Source organism: Allochromatium warmingii, assembly GCF_900107145.1.
GTDB lineage: Bacteria > Pseudomonadota > Gammaproteobacteria > Chromatiales > Chromatiaceae > Thermochromatium > Thermochromatium warmingii.
The window spans coordinates 1-18,018 of record NZ_FNOW01000055.1; the positions used below are offsets into that span (position 1 = coordinate 1).

Here is an 18,018-nt window from a genome sequence, read left to right on the forward strand (position 1 = left end):
CGGTTTTGCTGGATGCCGTACCTTATCAGCCAATGGTTGGAGATGAAATCTGCCCGTCTAAAGACGGGGGTTTTAACCTTTCATATGGAAATAAACCCGCTTCAACGGCTTCTTCGAGATTGCGATGTGTGGCAGAAATAATACGGGCATTCGCCTGAATAGGCTTATTCGAGCCAACGCGCTCAAACGTGCGCTCCTGCAAAACGCGCAGTAATTTCACCTGCATTGGCAACGGCATGTCGCCGATTTCATCGAGAAACAGCACGCCATCACCGGCGAGTTCAAAGCGTCCAGCACGGGCGGTAAAGGCGCCGGTAAACGCGCCCTTTTCGTGACCGAATAACTCGCTTTCGAGCAGATCGCCGGGAATGGCCCCGCAGTTGACGGCAACAAAGGGTTTTTCGGCGCGATTCGAGGCCGCATGAATCGCGCGCGCGACGACCTCTTTACCGGCGCCGGTTTCGCCGAGAATCAGCACTGTGGCATCGGTTCCGGCCACCTGCGCGATCAGCCGTTTTACGGCCAGCATCTGCGGATGACGACCAATTAAATCGAGCGCGGGCGGAATATTCGGAATGTCCGGTTCAGCCGCGCCCTGGAGTTGCTGCAAAATTTGAATCACGCTGCCGGGCGTGAGTGGTGTGAGTGTGACATACACTCGCGCATCGGTGGGCGCGGGTTGAGCGAGCGGCTGATAGACAATCGGCAGCCGTGCGGCGACAACCGACGGCTGGGCAAGCACCTGCTCCAGCTCGGCTGCCGTGACGCACACCCACAGCGCCAGACAACCCGTGTTCGCCAACGACTCAAGCGTGGCGAGTTCACAGACCTGACAGCCTAAAAATTCCAAGATATGGCGCGTGGCTACTGATGCGCCGGCGTCGCCATACAGACCGATTTTTATCACCGAGCGTTTACCTTTATCTTACACGCTGTTGCACAGACAGCCGCTATGGGTACTTTTGCTAAGATGTCGTTCTTGCTATTGAGTCGGGGTTAACTGTCGATGCTTACGAGTATCCAGAACTATTATGAACAGCTCGTCATGGAGGCGATTCACGATGTGCTCGCCGGGCGCGAGGAAGCACAGGATGCCGAATTTGTCGCCGATTTAGCCTGTGTTGCGCTCAATCGCCTGCCCGCCCGCTATATCCGCCACTGCGTCGATTTATGGTCGCATATTAGCGATGATGAGCGGTTGCTGATGCACCAAGAAGTTATCGCGGCTGTGACGACTGCGCTGGCGACCATTCGCCGCCGTCAGCGTTCATAAACCCGACGTGTTGCGCGAGCGTGAACCGGATTCCACTCGCGCCCAAGCGGTTTCAGCGAGGGCGGAAAGCTGCTGTAGCCCCTGATAGGCCCGCGCATCGAGCGCACAGGCCGGTGAACGGCGATCCGCATAGAGTAACCCGAGCGGCTGGCCGCGCACCCACACCGAACGCAGAAAACAGCTTTCCACGCCTGTCAAGGTCTTGACGGCGGGCGGCAGCTGCGCCCACTGCGCCGCGTGTTGGTGCGCATCAAGCCACAGCACTTGGGGCGCACGCAGCAGCGCGACCAGCAATTCGCTCTCCGCGACCGCCTGACGCAAGCGGTTGAAACCAGGCTCAAAATCTGTGCCAAGCGTCTGTTCCGCCGTCAGCATCCGCCGCTCAGGATCGAACGCGGCATACACCACACGATTCAATCCCAGACCGCGATGCAGTCCAGTCAGCCAAGTTTGAATCAGGGTATCACGATCCGTAATCGTGCCGTTCATGAGCGCCGTTGCTGCTTGCTTGAACTCATCAGCGTGCGGTGCCAGACAAAACAGCGGCGCACTCGACAACGGCAGCGAGAAGCGCGGATCCTGACTATCCGTGTGCGGCAGAGCGGCTAATGGCTGCAAAGTGTACATCAATGCCCGCGCATTGAACTGCGCTAAAACACGCGCGACGCGCTCAGAAACCACGATTTCATCACACTCCAGCAATTCGGCCACCAATGCCAGATCATTGCTGTAGGTCGGGTGCCGCCAGCCGCCGAAAGCGTGCCGCGCCAACTGGGTCGCTAACATCGCCAACAGCGGGCGACTGTGACGCGCATTGCGACCGCGCATCGACTCGCGCACCAGTTCGGGCAGTGTCCAAGCTGCGGCCAAACTGTAACCCAATGCCTCCAGATTGAGACTGAGGGTGACATATTCGGCCTCATGCGGCCAGACATTTGGGTGCTGGCGCATGGTGAGATACCGATTGATCCGCGCATCGCCATGCACCAGCAAATACAGCTCGCCCAGATCGTTGAGCAAGGCCGCGAGCGTAATCTCTGCCGGTACCCGATCCCGCGCTAACTCAGCCCAATCCCGCGCCAACAGCGCCGCCAGCCACGCCCGCCCGCTGCAACGCCGATAATGCTCCAAACGCCGCGTGTCGAGCACGGTTTCAGCAACCGGCGCAGCGTGCGCGATGTCGAGCAAGCGCCGCGCTCCGAGCATGTGAATTGCATCATCGAGCGTAACGATTTCGCGCCGAAAAAAGCGATGCTCAACCAGCGCATTGGCCTGTTGCAACAACCGCAACGCCAGCCCAGGATCGTGGAGCACGATCTCAGCGATCCGCCGCAATGGCAGTTCAGTCTCGACGAGTCGTTGCGCTAACTCACGGCGCGTGTTGTCTTGCACCGGAAACTCATCGAGCCGCGCCGCTGCGATCAGCGTGTTCCACCATGTTGATCCCATACCGCCAATCCTCTATAAAGCTGTAGACTCACATGCCATCGCGTTCGCTGGCACCGCCTGTAGATGCTATATTAGCGGTTACGCGGCGTCGGAATCTTCATCAAACACTCTAGCTGCTTGGATAGCTGATCTCGTGAATTTCATTCTGGGTTCGATCATCGTTGTCGCCTCGGTGTTGGGCGGATTTGCTGCCAGCGGCGGGCATATCATGGCATTGTGGCAGCCGTTCGAGCTGATCATCATCATGGGCGCAGCCGGCGGCGGCTTTATCATCGCTAACTCAACAAGCGTGTTGATTAAATCGTTTAAATCGATTCCAGCACTCTTTACCGGCCCAAAATACAAAAAAACGCATTACATGGACACATTCGGGTTTATGTACGAATTGTTCAATAAAGCGCGTAAAGAAGGGCTGATGGGCATCGAATCCGATGTTGAAGATCCCGAAAGCAGTAATCTATTTCAAAAATACCCTGTTTTACTCGGCGATCATCACGCCACAGAATTTATTTCGGATTACATGCGCTTAGTCGTCAGCGGCAATATGAATCCATTTGAGCTAGAAAATCTCATGGATATCGAAATTCAAACCCACCATCAATTTGCCGCCGCTGTCGCGCATTCGGTGCAGCGTGTCGCCGATGGTTTACCCGCTTTCGGTATTGTCGCCGCCGTGCTGGGCATTGTGCATACAATGGCCGCACTGAATGGCCCGATGGAACAAATTGGCGGACTGGTCGCTGCTGCGCTAGTCGGCACTTTTAGCGGTATTCTTTTAGCCTATGGTTTTGTTGGCCCAATTGCTAATTATTTAGAATCCCGTGCTGATGAAGAAACGAATTATCTCATCTGCATCAAAGCGTGCATTCTCGCCAATGTGCAAGGCTACAGTCCGCAGGTTGCGGTTGAATTTGGTCGCAAAAGCATGTCGCCAGAATTGCGCCCGAGCTTCCAAGAATTAGAGCAGCATCTGCGAGGATCGCGCTAAGATCGACTGAGATCGGAGCGAATAGATCATGGCGATGAAGGAATCAAAGCAGCCGATTGTCGTCAAGCGCATCGTAAAAAAAGCGGCGCATCACGGCGGAGCTTGGAAAATTGCGTTTGCTGACTTTGCGACCGCGATGATGGCATTTTTTTTGGTGCTCTGGATTCTCAGCACCACGACCAAAGAGCAAAAAGCGGCGATCTCAGAGTATTTTAATAATCCCTCAGCGTTTTCCGGTGTAAGCACCGCGCCATCGCAAAATCAAGGTGAGGGTAGCGGCTCGGCAGCATCGATTATTGATTTTGAAGGCGCGATTGATATGGCCCCCGAATCGCCGCAATCGGTGTTGCTTGATCCAAATCAGATTGAACAAGTCGCTGCGCAACAAGAACTCCAGCGGCTCACAGCCTTTAAAGAATCACTGGAAGCCGCGATTGATCAAAATATGCTCTTATCGTCTTTTAAAGAGCAATTGCTCATTGATATTACTAGCGAAGGCCTGCGCATTCAGATTGTCGATAAAGAAAATCGCCCAATGTTTGATCTCGGCAGCAATCATCTCAAACCTTACACAATCGATTTGCTTAAAGAGCTTGGTCAGTTAATCAATCAGGTACCCAATCGCGTTAGTTTAACCGGCCACACCGATGCTCGCCCGCTTACCGGCGATTACAGCAACTGGGAATTGTCTACTGAACGCGCCAATGCAGCGCGGCGCATGTTAATCGAAGGCGGAATGCAGGCTGAAAAAATTGGGCGCGTGGTCGGCTTGGCTGAAACCGTCCCCTTTGATAAAAGCGATCCAAATAATCCGATCAATCGGCGCATCAGCTTGATCGTGATGAATAAAAAGACTGATGCCGCCATTCAGCAAGACAGCCAATTGCCGCCTAGCGAGCTGCCGAGTCTGCTTGCCCCGCGTATGATTGATTGATGCGCAGTCGTATCGATCTAGCGTTGTGTGGCGGTGAACGCTGCAACGCTTTCACTGCCCGCGTGCGCGACCGACATCGCCCACCTTCCGAACCCCCGCGTGAGACCCCATGCCCAAGCGTACCGACATCCATAGTATTTTGATCATTGGCTCCGGCCCCATTGTTATCGGTCAAGCGTGCGAATTCGATTATTCCGGCGCACAAGCCTGTAAAGCACTACGCGAAGAGGGCTATCGGGTCATTTTGGTTAATTCCAATCCGGCCACTATTATGACCGACCCCGAAATGGCCGACGCGACCTATATCGAGCCGGTTACCTGGCGTGCGGTGGCCGCCATTATTGAGCGCGAGCGCCCCGATGCGCTCTTGCCAACAATGGGCGGTCAGACGGCGCTGAATTGTGCGCTCGATTTAGTGCGCGAAGGGGTGCTGGAAACCTTTGGCGTGGAATTGATCGGCGCATCCCGTGAGGCGATTGATAAAGCTGAAGATCGCGATTTATTCCGGCAGGCGATGCGTAAAATCGGCTTGGATATGCCGCGTTCAGCGATTGCGCATAGTCTGGAAGAAGCGATTCAAGTGCAAGCGCCAATTGGGTTTCCGACCATTATTCGTCCATCTTTTACGATGGGCGGCAGTGGCGGCGGGATTGCCTATAATCAGGAAGAATTTGAAGAAATCTGCCGCCGTGGGTTGGATTTATCGCCGACCAAAGAATTGCTAATTGAAGAATCAGTTCTCGGCTGGAAAGAATACGAAATGGAAGTCGTCCGCGATCATGCCGATAATTGCATTATTATTTGCTCGATTGAAAATCTCGATCCGATGGGCGTGCATACTGGCGACTCGATTACCGTCGCGCCGGCGCAGACGCTCACTGATAAAGAATATCAAATCATGCGCAACGCTTCGCTGGCGGTATTGCGCGAAATTGGCGTCGATACCGGCGGCTCGAATGTGCAATTTGCAATCAACCCGGAAAATGGGCGCATGATTGTAATTGAAATGAATCCGCGTGTTTCGCGTTCTTCGGCACTAGCTTCAAAAGCGACCGGCTTTCCGATTGCGAAGGTCGCCGCCAAGCTTGCGGTGGGCTATACGCTGGATGAATTGCGCAATGAGATTACCGGCGGCGCAACACCAGCATCATTTGAGCCGACGATTGATTATGTTGTCACGAAAATTCCGCGTTTTGCCTTCGAGAAATTCCCGCTCGCTGATGCGCGGCTGACGACGCAAATGAAATCAGTCGGCGAAGTGATGGCAATTGGACGCACCTTCCAAGAGTCATTACAAAAAGCTCTGCGCGGCTTAGAAATCGACCGCTATGGACTCGATGAAATCGTTGATGTCCATGATCCTGACGCGCTCGATACCATTCGGCTTGAAATGCGTCAGGCGGGAGCCGAGCGGATTTTTTATGTCGCTGAAGCATTTCGCGCTGGGCTGGGTCTGGAAGAAATCCATGAATTAAGCCGCATTGATCCCTGGTTTTTGGCGCAAATTGAAGATTTAATTCAGACTGAAACCGCTGTTCGTGCTGGCGGACGCGCCGGACTAACGCTGGAGCGACTGCGCGGACTCAAACGGCAGGGGTTTGCAGATCGGCGCATTGCCCGTTTAGTCGGCGCACCAGAGGCGGAAATCCGCGCCCTGCGGCATGAGCTGGGATTACATCCGGTCTACAAGCGCGTGGATACCTGTGCGGCTGAGTTCGCCTCCAGCACCGCCTATATGTATTCGACCTATGAAGAAGAATGCGAAGCTGACCCCACTGATCGCGCCAAAATCATGGTGCTCGGCGGCGGCCCGAATCGCATCGGTCAGGGCATCGAGTTTGATTATTGCTGTGTTCATGCCGCGTTTGCGATGCGCGAGGACGGTTATGAAACCATCATGGTCAACTGCAATCCCGAGACGGTTTCAACCGACTATGACACCTCAGATCGGCTCTATTTTGAGCCGCTGACGCTCGAAGATGTGCTCGAAATTGTCGCTAAAGAACAGCCGAAAGGCGTGATCGTACAGTATGGGGGTCAGACCCCATTGAAGCTGGCGCGGGCGCTCGAAGCCGCTGGGGTGCCGATCATTGGTACCACACCGGATAGCATTGATTTGGCCGAAGATCGTGAGCGATTTCAACAGCTTATCCACGAACTCGGGCTACGCCAGCCGCCCAATGCCACCGCACGGAGCGAAGATGAAGCCGTCGAGCGGGCCGCCGCGATTGGCTATCCGCTGGTGGTGCGTCCGTCCTATGTGCTCGGTGGGCGGGCGATGGAAATTGTCTATGATGAAAGCGATCTCAAGCGGTACATGCGCGAAGCGGTGCGCGTTTCCAATGAATCGCCGGTGCTGCTCGACCGCTTTCTCGATGACGCAATTGAGGTCGATGTCGATGCCATTTGCGACGGCAAGGAGGTGCTGATTGGCGGCATCATGGAGCATATCGAGCAAGCCGGTGTCCACTCGGGCGATTCGGCCTGCTCGCTGCCGCCCTACACGCTCTCACCAGCGATCCAAGATCGGATGCGCGAACAGATGGTCAAGATGGCGCGGGCACTCAATGTTGTCGGCTTGATGAATGCGCAGTTTGCGATCAAAGGGGACGAGATCTTTATTCTCGAAGTCAACCCGCGTGCCTCGCGCACCGTGCCCTTTGTCTCGAAAGCCATTGGCGTGCCGCTGGCCAAAGTCGCCGCCCGCTGCATGGCCGGACGGTCACTCGAAGAGCAGGGCTATCGGCGCGAAGTGCGGCCCAAGCATTATTTCGTCAAAGAAGCGGTGTTCCCGTTTGTCAAATTTCCGGGCGTCGATACCCTGCTGGGGCCAGAGATGAAATCGACCGGCGAAGTGATGGGCGTGGGCGAGACCTTCGGCGAAGCCTATGCCAAAGCGCAGGAAGGTGCGGGCAGTCTGCTCCCGCGCAAGGGCGGCAAAGCCATGCTCAGTGTGCGCGAAGCCGATAAGGGACGACTGGTGCAGATCGCCCGCGATCTGCTCGAATTTGGCTTTACCCTGTACGGCACGCATGGCACCGCCGAAGCTGTTCGCGCCGCTGGCTTGCCCTGCACTGGCGTGAACAAGGTCGCCGAGGGTCGCCCGCATATCGTTGATATGATTAAAAATAACGAGGCGAGCTTCATCGTCAACACGACCGAAGGGGCCAAAGCGATTGCTGATTCTGCGGCGATTCGCCGCGCCGCGCTTCAGCACAAAGTCCCCTACACCACCACCATCGCTGGCGCTGAGGCGACCTGCATGGCGCTCAAGCAACTGGACATTTTGAGCGTCAATCGGTTACAAGATTTGAATTGAACGAACTAAAATGCACTAACATGCACTGAACTGGCAGCGCGTCGCGCCTAAACCGCCGACGCGACGCCCCAAAGACCCGCAAGGGGTCAGCGCCGCTGGGAGAATTGTTCTCCGGCGGCGTTTTCACATCAAGAGGAAATCCATGATGAATAAAGTCCCTCTGACCGCCAGAGGCGCTGAGAAATTGCGTGAAGAATTAGAGCATCTCAAACGGGTCGAGCGGCCGCGTATTATTGAAGCGATTGCTGAGGCGCGGGCGCATGGTGATTTAAAAGAGAATGCGGAATATCACGCTGCCCGCGAACAGCAAAGTTTTGTTGAGGGTCGCATTAAAGACATCGAGGGCAAGTTATCACACGCGCATGTAATTGATGTCACTACGATGCCAGCTACTGGCAAGGTAATTTTTGGCGCGACCGTCAAAGTGCTGGAATTAGAAACCGACGCCGAGCACTGTTATCAAATCGTCGGCGAAGATGAAGCCGATTTAAAGCAGGGATTGATTTCAGTCGGTTCACCGCTGGCGCGGTGTTTAATTGGCAAGTCGGAAGGCGATGTTGCGTCGCTACAAGCCCCGGGCGGACTGCGCGAATTTGAGATTTTGGACGTGCAGTATATTTAAGATCAGGACGGTGGTCTTGCGCTGCGCCGCTGTTGTTGCACGGCGTGTAGCGGTCAAATTGAGCTGCGCGATAGTCCATGATCTGCGATAGTTTGCGCATGGAACTTACCAAACCCTACAAGCCATGCCAAACTATCTCCTAGGACGCCAAGCTGCAAAATTGCTTGGCGTCTGCCAAAGCACGCTCAGAACTTACGCTGACAGTGGAAAAATCACCGCAATTCGTACTCCGTCAGGACAACGCCGATACGATGTTACTGCTTTCATTGAGGGAAGCGTGGAGCGTCGCGTCGTGTGCTACTGTCGCGTCTCCTCTCCAAGTCAACGAGACGACTTGCAACGACAAATTAGCTACTTGTCAGAAAGGTACCCTGAAGCCGAAGTTATCAAAGACGTTGGGGTAGTGCCCCGATTCGTAGGATCAGTTGCGCTAGTGAATGAGTATCTAGCTAGATTGAGCGTATCCTAAATCCTTTAGATTGGGGCACTACCTCACTAACTAATGCAGCAAATCAAATTCGAGTTAAAATAAAGAACTTGATAGATGAATTGCATTGGAAAGTAGCAAGATTTCTCACTGATAACTTTGATGTAATCTTATTGCCTACGTTTGATACGCAACAGATGGTTGTTAAAACAGCCAGAAAGTTGCGCAAGAAATCTGTCAGGTCGCTATTGTCTTTTAGCCATTACAAGTTTGGGCAGCGACTTGAGCAGAAGTGTATTGAACGAGGCAAAAGAATCATTCGAGTTTGCGAAGCCTATACCAGCAAAACTGTTTCATGGAACGGTAAATTGCTCAATATCGGGTCAGCAAAAACGATTACATCAGAAGGGATCACGGTTAATCGTGACATCAATGGCGCTCGTGGAATCTTTCTACGAGCTTTGGTGGATTCACCCATCCTCATTGAGGGTGCGCGTTAATTTTTCTACAAGTTTTGTAGAGTTTATTAACGAAATTGAATCAGAACACAACGGTTTCTCAATGGTTCAGCCGCAAGCGCGATCCATTACAACCGTCCATTAAAGCGTGGTAGCGCGATGTCCCAGCGCATCGCGGCCACGCGCAGCGCGAAAATCAATACCCCGCCGGCAAGTGCCGCGTGTTCCGGGTTGATCTGCCACGCCATCAACCCGAGACACACCAAGGCACCGGCCCAGGCCGCTGTCGCATACAGTGGCCCCTGAAAGACTAGCGGCTCTTCATTACACAACACATCGCGCAAAATCCCGCCGACGACGCCGGTAATCACGCCCATAAAGCTGGCCACGAGCCAGGGTGCGCCCCACATCAACGCCGCTTTAGTGCCGCTGATCGTAAACAGCGCCAGCCCAGCCGCGTCGGGGATTAAAAACAAACGTGCTGGCAGGGCAAAAATCCGCGCTAGAAAAAACGTCAGCAACGCTGCAATCAGCGCAGCCAGCAAATAGGTTTGATCGGCGACCCAAAACACCGGACGATCAAGCAGCAGATCGCGCAGCGAGCCACCACCCAATGCAGCGGCCAGCGCGATAAACACCATCCCGAAAAGATCAAAGCGTTTGCGCCCAGCTTCCAGCACCCCAGCGGCTGCCATCATCGCAACGCCGCTCAAGCTGAGGCCGTACATCAGGTGATCGAGTGCCACCAGCGGCAAGCGTGTAAGATTGAGGTGATCCATGTCTATCGAGCTTTGGGCGTTTTTTGCGGTCAATGTGCGGGTCACGTAGCATTCGCCGCGTGACCATCATCTGACCTGACCATAAACAAACACGATCAATACAGCCGCTATTCCGTCACTGCTGGCACGGTCTGTTCAGCGCGGCGCTTGGCTTCGTCCATCATTTGCCGCAAATTCCCCGCTTCTTCGCTCGCTGGATCGAGCGTTTCAAGAATGCTTTGCCATGTTGTTTGCGCATCCTGATAGCGCCCGGATTGAAAGGCAATCAATCCCGAAAACCAACGCGCATTTGCATTTGTCGGGTCTTGCGCTAAGGCTTCGGCAATCAATTCAGCCGGACGCCCTAATAAGCTTTTATTAGGATTGACTAATCCTAATACTTCAGCGTAAGCAATTTTTAGCTCGACTTCATTCGGTGCGAGTGCATAGGCGCGTTCCATTGCTTTTAATCCGGCATCAAGCTGACCCATCGCTAAATGACTGCGACTGAGCATCATCCAGCCATCAATATTGCTCGGATCTTGTTCCAGCCGTTGTTCAAGCTGACCAATCATGGCTTCTAATGATGCCGCTTGCGTGTTGCCATCAGCGGTATCAACTGCTGCAATGGGCGGCGGATCAATTAAATCTGTCCGCCCAAATTCTAAATATGCAAGCACGGTCGCGGCTGGCACGATGACCGCTAATCCTAAACCCAGTGCCCAGCGGCTGAGGGCTGAGGTCGGCGGCGCGGTGGCAGCAGCGGTTTCCGCGCCGTCGAGATCATAGAGCAGCTCGCGCTCCAGATCGCGCCGAGCGGCATCATATTGCGCTTGATCGAGAAAACCGGCGGCTAAATCGGCATCGAGTTCTTGCAGGCGCTGCTGAAAAACTTCGAGGTTGAGCCGATCTTGACCAGGTGCGGTATCCGGCGGTGTCGGGCGCATCAGCGGCGCGAGCACAAAGACGAGCGAAAGGGCCAGCAAGATGCCGGCGAGAATCCAGAAGATAATCATTAGGGTTCAAGTCAGTCAGATTGATCGCCAGTTTTGGCGAGAAGCTGTTGCAGTCGCGCCCGTTCGGCGGCGCTCAGATCCTGTTCTGGCTCGGCTTTTTTGCGCTGTAAGGTGCGCACCAGCAGATAGGCACCGAACCCAACAAACAGAAACGGGCCGAACCAAAGCACCAGCGTTGAGGCTTTGAGCGGCGGTTCATAGAGCACAAAATCGCCATAACGTGCGACCAAAAAGTCGATCACCTCCTGACGACTTTTGCCCTCCTGCATCAAGCGATAAACCTCTTTGCGCAAATCCTGCGCGACTCCGGCCTGTGAACCGGCGAGCGATTCGTTCTGACAGACCACGCAGCGCAGTTCGCTAATCAGATCGCGAAATTCCGCGCTCCGCGCTGGATCGTCAAAGCGAAATTCTTCGAGCGTGAATGACTGCGCCGGGGGTGTTAGCAGCGCCGCGACCAGCGGTAAGACCGTCAAGACGGTTCTCTGTGTGAGTGGTTTCATCACTGACCCTGACCCTGTTGATACTGCGCCACAATCGGCTGAATCTCTTCCGCCCATACCTGCGCGTCAATCGGCCCGACGCGCTTATGCCGAATAATCCCCTCAGCATCGACAACAAAGGTCTCGGGTGCGCCATATACACCCCAATGAATGCCGGAGATATTATTCGGATCAAAGAGGGTCACGGTATAGGGATCGCCATAGCTTTGGAGCATTTGCAGTGCCGCTGGGCGCGTGTCCTTCCAATTAAACCCGATCACGCGCACGCCATAGTCACGCGCCAAGCGCATCAATTCAGCGTGTTCTTGACGGCAGGATGGACACCACGAGGCCCAGACATTCACCAGCGATACCTGACCAAGCAAGATGTCACGGGTCAGGATGCGATTTGGATCCTTAAGATCAGGCAAGCTGAACTCAGGGGCCGGTTTATCGACCAGCGGCGAGGGAATCTTGCGCGGATCGAGGTGCAGTCCGTAAAACAGCAGCGCGGCCAGCGCCAAAAAGATTCCGAGCGGAATGAGCGCACGTTGAGCGGATGTATTCATGATGAAAAAAACTCAGGCTTTAGCCAGCGCAACGCCAGCCGGAATGGGCGCAGTCTGCTGCGCACGGCGATAGCGGCGGTCGGTAGCCGAGAGCGTGCCGCCGATGGCCATTAAAATACAGCCGAGCCAAATCCAGCGCACATAGGGTTTGTAATAGAGGCGCACCGCCCAATCGCCTTGCAATCCGACCGGTTCGCCGAGCGAAATATAAATATCACGCAGCAATCCGGCATCAATCCCCGCTTCAGTCATCGGCATTCCGCCGGAGGCATATTTGCGTTTTTCGGGATAAAGCTGCGCAATCTCGCGCTCACCGCGATACAGCGAAAAATCGCCCCGGAATGCCTGATAATTCGGCCCGGGCACACTGGTCACGCCGTGAAATTGAAAGCGATAGCCGGATGCTTCGTGACTGGCACCGGGCGACAGCCGGACATCGGTTTCAGCGCCATAAATCGATACCAGTGTGACCCCAACGATAAAGACCGCCAGCCCCAGATGCGCCAACCACATGCCGTAATAGCCGCGACTATTGCCCATCAGATCGGTTTTCAGGCCGCGCCATCCGCCCTTGTGCTTGAGCCGAGCAAGCAGGCTCAACCCATGCGCGGCCGCAAGCCACACTGCCATCCCGACGCCGAAGCCGCTGGCCAGTTGATCGGCGGACATGCCCGGCAACGAAACGGTGAAAAATGCCGCGATGCCCAGCCCGAGCGCGAGCCATAGCGCCCGCACCAATCGCCACGCCTCGTCATGCTTCCAGTGGACATGCGGCCCAATCGCGGTAGCCAGTACCAACAGCGGCGCAAGGCTCACAAACATCTTGTTAAACCACGGAAATCCAACCGAAATTTTGCCCCAGCCCGCTGCTTCATAGATCAATGGGGCCAGCGTACCGAAGAGCACCAACACCGCTAAGGTCGTCAACAGCAGATTGTTAATCAGCAAAAAGGTCTCACGCGAAAGCAGATCGAAGCGCCCACCGCTCGCAATCGTCGGCGCACGCCAGGCATAGAGCGCGAGCGAACCGCCGATGACCACGCACAAAAACAGCAAAATAACGCTGCCGCGTGTCGGATCCGTCGCAAAAGCGTGAACTGAAGTCAGCACGCCTGAGCGCACCAAAAAAGTGCCGAGCAGCGACAGCGAAAAGGTTGAGATCGCTAACAGCACCGTCCAATTCTTGAATGCGGCGCGTTTTTCGGTCACCGCCAGCGAATGAATCAACGCGGTGCCGACCAGCCACGGCATAAACGATGCGTTCTCAACCGGATCCCAGAACCACCAGCCGCCCCAGCCGAGTTCGTAATACGCCCACCACGAGCCGAGCGCGATGCCGATGGTCAAAAACACCCACGCCACCGTCGTCCAAGGTCGCGACCAGCGTGCCCAAGCTGCATCGAGCTTGCCGCCGATCAATGCCGCAATCGCAAACGCGAATGCCACCGAAAAGCCAACATAGCCCATGTAGAGCATCGGCGGATGAATGGCCAAGCCCGGATCTTGCAGCAGCGGATTGAGGTCACGCCCTTCGAGCGGTGCCGGAAAAATCCGATCAAAGGGGTTCGAGGTCAGCAGCGTGAATAATAAAAATCCAATCGCAATCAGTGCTTGCACCGAAATCACGCGGGCAATCATCGGCAGCGGCAGATTGCGACTGAATTGCGCCACCGCCGCGCCCCAACCGGCGAGCATCAGCACCCATAGCAACAACGAACCTTCGTGTGCGCCCCAAATCGCCGAGATTTTATAGAGCGTCGGCATCAGCGTATTGGAATTGGACGCGACATAGAGCACCGAAAAATCGTCGTCCAAAAACGCAATCAGCAAACAAAAGAATGCGACCCCAATGAACGTGAGTTGCCCCCACGCCAATGGCCGCGCTAACGCCATCCACGCCCGATTGCCGGTAAAACTACCGATCAGCGGCACGCTGGCCTGCACCAGCGTCAGCATCAACGCCAGCAGCAGCGCAAAATGACCGAGTTCAGGCACCATCAGTTCGTTGCTCCGCTGTTAGCTGGATTAGGCGCGGCGGCGGCAGCATTGGTCACGCCCTCGGCATGAGCGGTTTGGAGCGTGCTGGCGACCTCAGGCGGCATGTATTCCTCATCATGTTTAGCCAACACTTCTTCGGCCTGAAACACGCCATCAGGACGGAGCCGACCTTTGGCCACCACGCCGCTGCCTTCTTTAAACAGATCGGGCAAGATGCCCTCATAGGCGACCTTGACGGTCGCGGCATTGTCGGTCACGTCAAAATAGACCGTCAGCCCGGTGCCCTGTCGCTGTAATGAACCTTCGGTGACCAATCCGCCGAGCCGAAACACATGATCGGCAGGCGCTTCTTTGGCCAACACCTGAGTCGGACTGAAAAAATAGGATAGATTGCTTTTCAGTGCGGTAATGGCCAGCGTTGAGGCCGCGCCGATTCCGAGCATCGCTAGACCAACAAAGACGAATCGTTTATGTCGTGCTTTCATATCAGAACGTGATTACTCCGCGTGCGTAGATTGAGACAAGCGCACCAATCGACTCAATCGCGCCCAAATAGTTCGCTGCTGAAGCCGTAATTGCAGCACTTCGGCCACCAACACGAGCGCCACCATGCCATACGCGCCCCAGACAAAAAAGGCATAACCGCCCTGCGCAAAAAACTCGCTCATTGTGGGTGCTCCTGACTCACCAATTCCTGAACCCAACTGGCTTCAGCTTCGCGGGTGAGAATAATCGAACGCAGCCGCATTAAACTCGTGGCGAAAGAATACATCCAAAATGCCAGCGTCATGGTTAGCATCGAAAATAAGATATTAGTGTCGATTTTGCCTAATCCTGAGCGTTGATGCAGCGCCGCGCATTGCGTTGGATCGGGGCAATTAATCGACCAATAAATCACCGGTACCATGACTAATCCGACAATCGCCAATAACGCCGAAGCCCGATCAGCACGGCGCGTATCATCAATTGCCGAATGCAGCGCGATATAGCCGATATACATAAAAAAGAGCACTAATTCTGAAGTCAAGCGCGGATCCCAATCCCAATAGGTGCCCCAACTCGGACGGCCCCAAAATGCGCCCGTCCAGAGCGCGAGAAAGGTAAAGACTGCGCCGGTCGGTGCCACCGCATTGGCCATCATAAATGACAGCCGCGTATTAAAGACCAGCCCAATCGCGGCCCAAAACACCAGCACAATATAGAGCCACATTGACATCCAAGCCGCTGGGACATGGATAAAGATAATGCGGTAATACTCTTTTTGAGGATTACTGCCGCCGAGTTGATCAGCGGTCTGAAAAAAGCCCCAATACAGACCAATCACCAGTAGTACGCCGGTGAGTATCCAGAATGAGCGAATGAGACGACCAGCGAGCGGATAAAAGCTCGCAGGTGAAGCGAATTTGAACCAGTTGAAAGTCATTTGGGGTTAATTTGAGGCTTGAGGTTGAGTTAAATACGGTGCGGAAGCCATGTAGGTAGGGTTGTGTACCAAATGCAAAATTGATGTTAAATCGCCAGTCCAACATTTCCAACTACGCAGCTTGTTTAATTTCGCATAATTCATACAGACGTTCTGGGGATAGTTCTAAGCCATTTGGCCAGCCGAGAGCGCCCATATCGATAAAATAGCGTTTGATATAATTTTCTGATTGAAGTGGTTCGAGGAGCGGGCCTTGCCGATTAGAGCAATATAACCACACGTCAAATACTCCTTTTGCGCCATTAGAAAAAGCGAGTTCTAGGCATCCATTTTCTATAAAGTTAGCTTCAATAATTTTAATCATGATCGGCTCCTCGAATACGCTCAAGTGTCTCGAATCGCTGGGCGCGATTCCAGTTTTCTAGTAATTCACTTCGATGAGTTTCGCACCATTCATTGATAATTGATGCAACTTTTTTCGGAAGTTTGCCTTTTAGAATTTGGCCTGTTTCAATTTGAACTAGGGCTTCAAATCCTTGATATTCAACATGAATATGCGGTGGAGGGTGATCGTCGTGCCACATACGCACGATAATTCCAAAGAAAATGGATAAAACTGGCATTTTACTTTAGCATATCTCATTAAGATGCAATGAAACTAGGTTAGTAACTTAGGTTGGGTTGTGTGCCAAACGCGAGATTGACGTTAAATAATTAATCCAACCGAACCTGCATCTTCGATGTTTACGATTAAACGATAATCGCCGATCCGGTATTTCCAAAAATCGCCTAATTTCGATCCTTTCAAAGCTTCGCCAAGACAGCGTGGATCATCAAGTGCTGCAACACGCTTATACAAGAATGCCAAAATACGACGCGCAATAGGTGGATCAAGCTTGCTCAATTCTCGTTCAGCCGCTGGATCAAACTCAATCTTCCAAACCATAACGCTGCATTAGCTCATCTAATGAAATAGTTTGAGTTTTTCCCGCACGAATAGCGATCAGTCGTTGTTCGGCTAAATATAAATCCTCAAGATCATCCAGATGTTCAAGAATGGCTTCGCAGGCATAGAATGTTTTCGTGCGCCCTGTAGCCTGCGCTAACGCTTCAAGACGCTGCTCGATGTCAGCGGGAAGTTCGATAGCTAACATGCTGCTGCTCCTTATTAAAGCGCAATAATTTATTTTTGGCGGTTGGGTTGTGTGCCAAATGCGAGATTGATGCTAAATCACTAATTTAGCTAGCGCACAACTCAAAATTTACCTAAATTGTTTTAATATTAAATATTTTGCGCAAAATTTTGAATTAGCTGCTCATCACTAATATATTTAACTAGGCTTTTCAAGTGTTGGTAAGCTTGGAGTGAAATACAAATTGGAACAGCTAAATCTGATGCTTGAATATAAGAGTTTTTGCCTTTTTCTAATTTATTAGGAATGTATTTAAGAATTCTGTTGGAAATTTCTTCTGTCGAAAGATTTCCTATTCGATTTTCAAGAAACCGTGCCGTGCTTCGTGTAATCCAAACTTCCACGAGATTATCATCAATAACTTTACCTTGGACTTTAAAATAGTAAAGATTGGTGTCTCGTGGAGACGGCACATTAAAATATGGCTGAATTTTTGCGCCTGCCGTAGTGGTAACTGAATATTTTTTTGCATTTGTCTTTGATTCATAAATCCAAAGAGATCGCGTGGCTTTTCGAGAACCTTTTGAAGGGTTAAGATTCCATTCAGCATAAAATTGCTCAGGATCTGGTGGTATCATTGGTTCTTCAAAGTAAAGGAATTCATCAAGAAGTTCCTTCCATAGCAGCCATCCAGTACGCATATCGGCTTTTCCATTTGAGCTTTTTTCTGCTACTTTTCGGCTTCGTTCTCGAATCAAATCACCATATTGTAAAAGAACGGCTCTTGATACTATATTTGGGTTACTTTCACCTTCTGGAATTCTAATTGATCTTGTCGCTGCTGGATGCATTAAACTCGTTCCACAAACGTCTTTGATTGAAGAACCTCGACGAATACAAAGCATTTTGTGCTCAACTCCAAGTCCATTGTATGAAATATCAATGCTAAGGTTACTCCAACCAATATCAGGAATTTGCTTTGCGTTACAATAAACAAAATTCCAATCACCTTCTTCCATTTTTCTTCCGAGCATCGTCGCAACCTTAGAGGCTGTCTAGAAACTGGCAAATCAGTTTTTTCTAGCCAGCGGCTAATTTATAGCGAACTTGATTATTGCAAATTTGGCGAAGCAACAATCGACTAGACGCTAAGTAAACTTGAGACTCAC

21 protein-coding genes and 1 pseudogene are annotated in these 18,018 nt (G+C 52.9%); 7 read left to right on the forward strand and 15 right to left on the reverse strand.

Going from position 1 to position 18,018, the window contains the following annotated elements:
* Window positions 1-88: 88 nt before the first annotated feature.
* A pseudogene (locus tag BLW10_RS12470) lies at window positions 89-904 on the reverse strand (sigma 54-interacting transcriptional regulator); the annotation flags it as partial.
* 102 nt (window positions 905-1,006) lie between these two features.
* Between BLW10_RS12470 and BLW10_RS12475 the strand changes: the two are divergent.
* The gene (locus tag BLW10_RS12475; RefSeq protein ID WP_091335157.1) at window positions 1,007-1,273 is read left to right on the forward strand and encodes a late competence development ComFB family protein; all 267 of its coding nucleotides are present in this window, start codon (window positions 1,007-1,009) and stop codon (window positions 1,271-1,273) included.
* Here the strand turns inward: BLW10_RS12475 and BLW10_RS12480 are convergent.
* Window positions 1,268-2,722 carry an HDOD domain-containing protein gene (locus tag BLW10_RS12480; protein WP_091335160.1) on the reverse strand — a complete coding sequence of 485 codons (1,455 nt, stop codon included), beginning with the start codon at window positions 2,720-2,722 and terminating at the stop codon, window positions 1,268-1,270. The two genes, BLW10_RS12475 and BLW10_RS12480, sit on opposite strands and share 6 nt — an antisense overlap.
* A gap of 133 nt (window positions 2,723-2,855) precedes the next feature.
* Here BLW10_RS12480 and motA point away from each other — a divergent pair, with 133 nt between their 5' ends.
* The 6 genes from motA (at window position 2,856) to BLW10_RS12510 (ending at window position 9,512) form a co-directional block, all read left to right on the forward strand.
* Window positions 2,856-3,710, forward strand: a complete 855-nt coding sequence (gene motA / locus BLW10_RS12485; protein WP_091335162.1) for a flagellar motor stator protein MotA — start codon at window positions 2,856-2,858, stop codon at window positions 3,708-3,710.
* A gap of 28 nt (window positions 3,711-3,738) precedes the next feature.
* A complete protein-coding gene (gene motB / locus BLW10_RS12490; RefSeq protein WP_091335165.1) occupies window positions 3,739-4,644 on the forward strand; it encodes a flagellar motor protein MotB in 906 nt (301 codons plus the stop codon).
* 109 nt (window positions 4,645-4,753) lie between these two features.
* Window positions 4,754-7,963 (forward strand): carbamoyl-phosphate synthase large subunit, encoded by a 3,210-nt coding sequence (carB, locus tag BLW10_RS12495; RefSeq protein ID WP_091335167.1) that lies wholly within the window; start codon window positions 4,754-4,756, stop codon window positions 7,961-7,963.
* Between the two features lie 145 nt (window positions 7,964-8,108).
* On the forward strand, window positions 8,109-8,585 hold the full coding sequence (gene greA / locus BLW10_RS12500; protein ID WP_091335197.1) for a transcription elongation factor GreA: 477 nt from the start codon (window positions 8,109-8,111) through the stop codon (window positions 8,583-8,585).
* A 124-nt stretch (window positions 8,586-8,709) separates the two neighbouring features.
* Window positions 8,710-9,054, forward strand: a complete 345-nt coding sequence (locus BLW10_RS14565) for a MerR family DNA-binding transcriptional regulator (RefSeq protein WP_091335169.1) — start codon at window positions 8,710-8,712, stop codon at window positions 9,052-9,054.
* 68 nt (window positions 9,055-9,122) lie between these two features.
* Window positions 9,123-9,512: a zinc ribbon domain-containing protein gene (locus BLW10_RS12510; protein WP_143117081.1), complete on the forward strand. Its 390-nt coding sequence runs from the start codon at window positions 9,123-9,125 to the stop codon at window positions 9,510-9,512.
* 86 nt (window positions 9,513-9,598) lie between these two features.
* On the opposite strand, the gene BLW10_RS12515 is transcribed toward BLW10_RS12510, so the two are convergent.
* The 13 genes from BLW10_RS12515 to BLW10_RS13870 all read right to left on the reverse strand — a co-directional run bounded on the left by BLW10_RS12515 (window position 9,599) and on the right by BLW10_RS13870 (window position 17,868).
* On the reverse strand, window positions 9,599-10,249 hold the full coding sequence (locus BLW10_RS12515; RefSeq protein ID WP_091335173.1) for a trimeric intracellular cation channel family protein: 651 nt from the start codon (window positions 10,247-10,249) through the stop codon (window positions 9,599-9,601).
* Window positions 10,250-10,356: 107 nt separating this feature from the next.
* The gene (ccmI, locus tag BLW10_RS12520; RefSeq protein WP_245709385.1) at window positions 10,357-11,244 is read right to left on the reverse strand and encodes a c-type cytochrome biogenesis protein CcmI; all 888 of its coding nucleotides are present in this window, start codon (window positions 11,242-11,244) and stop codon (window positions 10,357-10,359) included.
* A gap of 11 nt (window positions 11,245-11,255) precedes the next feature.
* Window positions 11,256-11,747 carry a cytochrome c-type biogenesis protein gene (locus BLW10_RS12525; RefSeq protein WP_245709387.1) on the reverse strand — a complete coding sequence of 164 codons (492 nt, stop codon included), beginning with the start codon at window positions 11,745-11,747 and terminating at the stop codon, window positions 11,256-11,258.
* Window positions 11,747-12,295 (reverse strand): DsbE family thiol:disulfide interchange protein, encoded by a 549-nt coding sequence (locus BLW10_RS12530; RefSeq protein WP_091335175.1) that lies wholly within the window; start codon window positions 12,293-12,295, stop codon window positions 11,747-11,749. The genes BLW10_RS12525 and BLW10_RS12530 overlap by 1 nt, the downstream gene beginning before the upstream one ends.
* A gap of 12 nt (window positions 12,296-12,307) precedes the next feature.
* A complete protein-coding gene (locus tag BLW10_RS12535) occupies window positions 12,308-14,293 on the reverse strand; it encodes a heme lyase CcmF/NrfE family subunit (protein ID WP_091335177.1) in 1,986 nt (661 codons plus the stop codon).
* A complete protein-coding gene (gene ccmE / locus BLW10_RS12540) occupies window positions 14,293-14,778 on the reverse strand; it encodes a cytochrome c maturation protein CcmE (protein ID WP_091335179.1) in 486 nt (161 codons plus the stop codon). The genes BLW10_RS12535 and ccmE overlap by 1 nt, the downstream gene beginning before the upstream one ends.
* Before the next feature lie 12 nt (window positions 14,779-14,790).
* Window positions 14,791-14,961: a heme exporter protein CcmD gene (gene ccmD / locus BLW10_RS12545; RefSeq protein ID WP_091335182.1), complete on the reverse strand. Its 171-nt coding sequence runs from the start codon at window positions 14,959-14,961 to the stop codon at window positions 14,791-14,793.
* A complete protein-coding gene (ccsA, locus tag BLW10_RS12550; RefSeq protein WP_091335183.1) occupies window positions 14,958-15,716 on the reverse strand; it encodes a cytochrome c biogenesis protein CcsA in 759 nt (252 codons plus the stop codon). Before ccsA ends, ccmD begins: the two co-directional genes overlap by 4 nt.
* A 112-nt stretch (window positions 15,717-15,828) precedes the next feature.
* Window positions 15,829-16,080, reverse strand: coding sequence for a DUF2442 domain-containing protein (locus BLW10_RS12555; protein ID WP_091335185.1), 252 nt, complete (start codon window positions 16,078-16,080; stop codon window positions 15,829-15,831).
* Window positions 16,073-16,339 (reverse strand): DUF4160 domain-containing protein, encoded by a 267-nt coding sequence (locus tag BLW10_RS12560; RefSeq protein ID WP_091335187.1) that lies wholly within the window; start codon window positions 16,337-16,339, stop codon window positions 16,073-16,075. The genes BLW10_RS12555 and BLW10_RS12560 overlap by 8 nt, the downstream gene beginning before the upstream one ends.
* A gap of 83 nt (window positions 16,340-16,422) precedes the next feature.
* Window positions 16,423-16,662, reverse strand: coding sequence for a type II toxin-antitoxin system RelE family toxin (locus BLW10_RS12565; RefSeq protein WP_091335189.1), 240 nt, complete (start codon window positions 16,660-16,662; stop codon window positions 16,423-16,425).
* Window positions 16,646-16,870 carry a type II toxin-antitoxin system RelB family antitoxin gene (gene relB / locus BLW10_RS12570; RefSeq protein ID WP_091335191.1) on the reverse strand — a complete coding sequence of 75 codons (225 nt, stop codon included), beginning with the start codon at window positions 16,868-16,870 and terminating at the stop codon, window positions 16,646-16,648. Before relB ends, BLW10_RS12565 begins: the two co-directional genes overlap by 17 nt.
* A 128-nt stretch (window positions 16,871-16,998) precedes the next feature.
* Window positions 16,999-17,868, reverse strand: a complete 870-nt coding sequence (locus tag BLW10_RS13870; RefSeq protein WP_143117082.1) for a hypothetical protein — start codon at window positions 17,866-17,868, stop codon at window positions 16,999-17,001.
* Between the last annotated feature and the right edge of the window lie 150 nt (window positions 17,869-18,018).

Bases quoted from the DNA above. Each gene is read 5' to 3' on its own strand.
- BLW10_RS12475 (WP_091335157.1), top strand. From the start codon at position 1,007: ATGCTTACGAGTATCCAGAACTATTATGAACAGCTCGTCATGGAGGCG.
- BLW10_RS12480 (WP_091335160.1), bottom strand. From the start codon at position 2,722: ATGGGATCAACATGGTGGAACACGCTGATCGCAGCGGCGCGGCTCGAT.
- motB (WP_091335165.1), top strand. From the start codon at position 3,739: ATGGCGATGAAGGAATCAAAGCAGCCGATTGTCGTCAAGCGCATCGTA.
- carB (WP_091335167.1), top strand. From the start codon at position 4,754: ATGCCCAAGCGTACCGACATCCATAGTATTTTGATCATTGGCTCCGGC.
- greA (WP_091335197.1), top strand. From the start codon at position 8,109: ATGAATAAAGTCCCTCTGACCGCCAGAGGCGCTGAGAAATTGCGTGAA.
- BLW10_RS14565 (WP_091335169.1), top strand. From the start codon at position 8,710: ATGCCAAACTATCTCCTAGGACGCCAAGCTGCAAAATTGCTTGGCGTC.
- BLW10_RS12515 (WP_091335173.1), bottom strand. From the start codon at position 10,249: ATGGATCACCTCAATCTTACACGCTTGCCGCTGGTGGCACTCGATCAC.
- ccmI (WP_245709385.1), bottom strand. From the start codon at position 11,244: ATGATTATCTTCTGGATTCTCGCCGGCATCTTGCTGGCCCTTTCGCTC.
- BLW10_RS12525 (WP_245709387.1), bottom strand. From the start codon at position 11,747: ATGAAACCACTCACACAGAGAACCGTCTTGACGGTCTTACCGCTGGTC.
- BLW10_RS12530 (WP_091335175.1), bottom strand. From the start codon at position 12,295: ATGAATACATCCGCTCAACGTGCGCTCATTCCGCTCGGAATCTTTTTG.
- BLW10_RS12535 (WP_091335177.1), bottom strand. From the start codon at position 14,293: ATGGTGCCTGAACTCGGTCATTTTGCGCTGCTGCTGGCGTTGATGCTG.
- ccmE (WP_091335179.1), bottom strand. From the start codon at position 14,778: ATGAAAGCACGACATAAACGATTCGTCTTTGTTGGTCTAGCGATGCTC.
- ccmD (WP_091335182.1), bottom strand. From the start codon at position 14,961: ATGAGCGAGTTTTTTGCGCAGGGCGGTTATGCCTTTTTTGTCTGGGGC.
- ccsA (WP_091335183.1), bottom strand. From the start codon at position 15,716: ATGACTTTCAACTGGTTCAAATTCGCTTCACCTGCGAGCTTTTATCCG.
- BLW10_RS12555 (WP_091335185.1), bottom strand. From the start codon at position 16,080: ATGATTAAAATTATTGAAGCTAACTTTATAGAAAATGGATGCCTAGAA.
- BLW10_RS12560 (WP_091335187.1), bottom strand. From the start codon at position 16,339: ATGCCAGTTTTATCCATTTTCTTTGGAATTATCGTGCGTATGTGGCAC.
- BLW10_RS12565 (WP_091335189.1), bottom strand. From the start codon at position 16,662: ATGGTTTGGAAGATTGAGTTTGATCCAGCGGCTGAACGAGAATTGAGC.
- relB (WP_091335191.1), bottom strand. From the start codon at position 16,870: ATGTTAGCTATCGAACTTCCCGCTGACATCGAGCAGCGTCTTGAAGCG.
- BLW10_RS13870 (WP_143117082.1), bottom strand. From the start codon at position 17,868: ATGGAAGAAGGTGATTGGAATTTTGTTTATTGTAACGCAAAGCAAATT.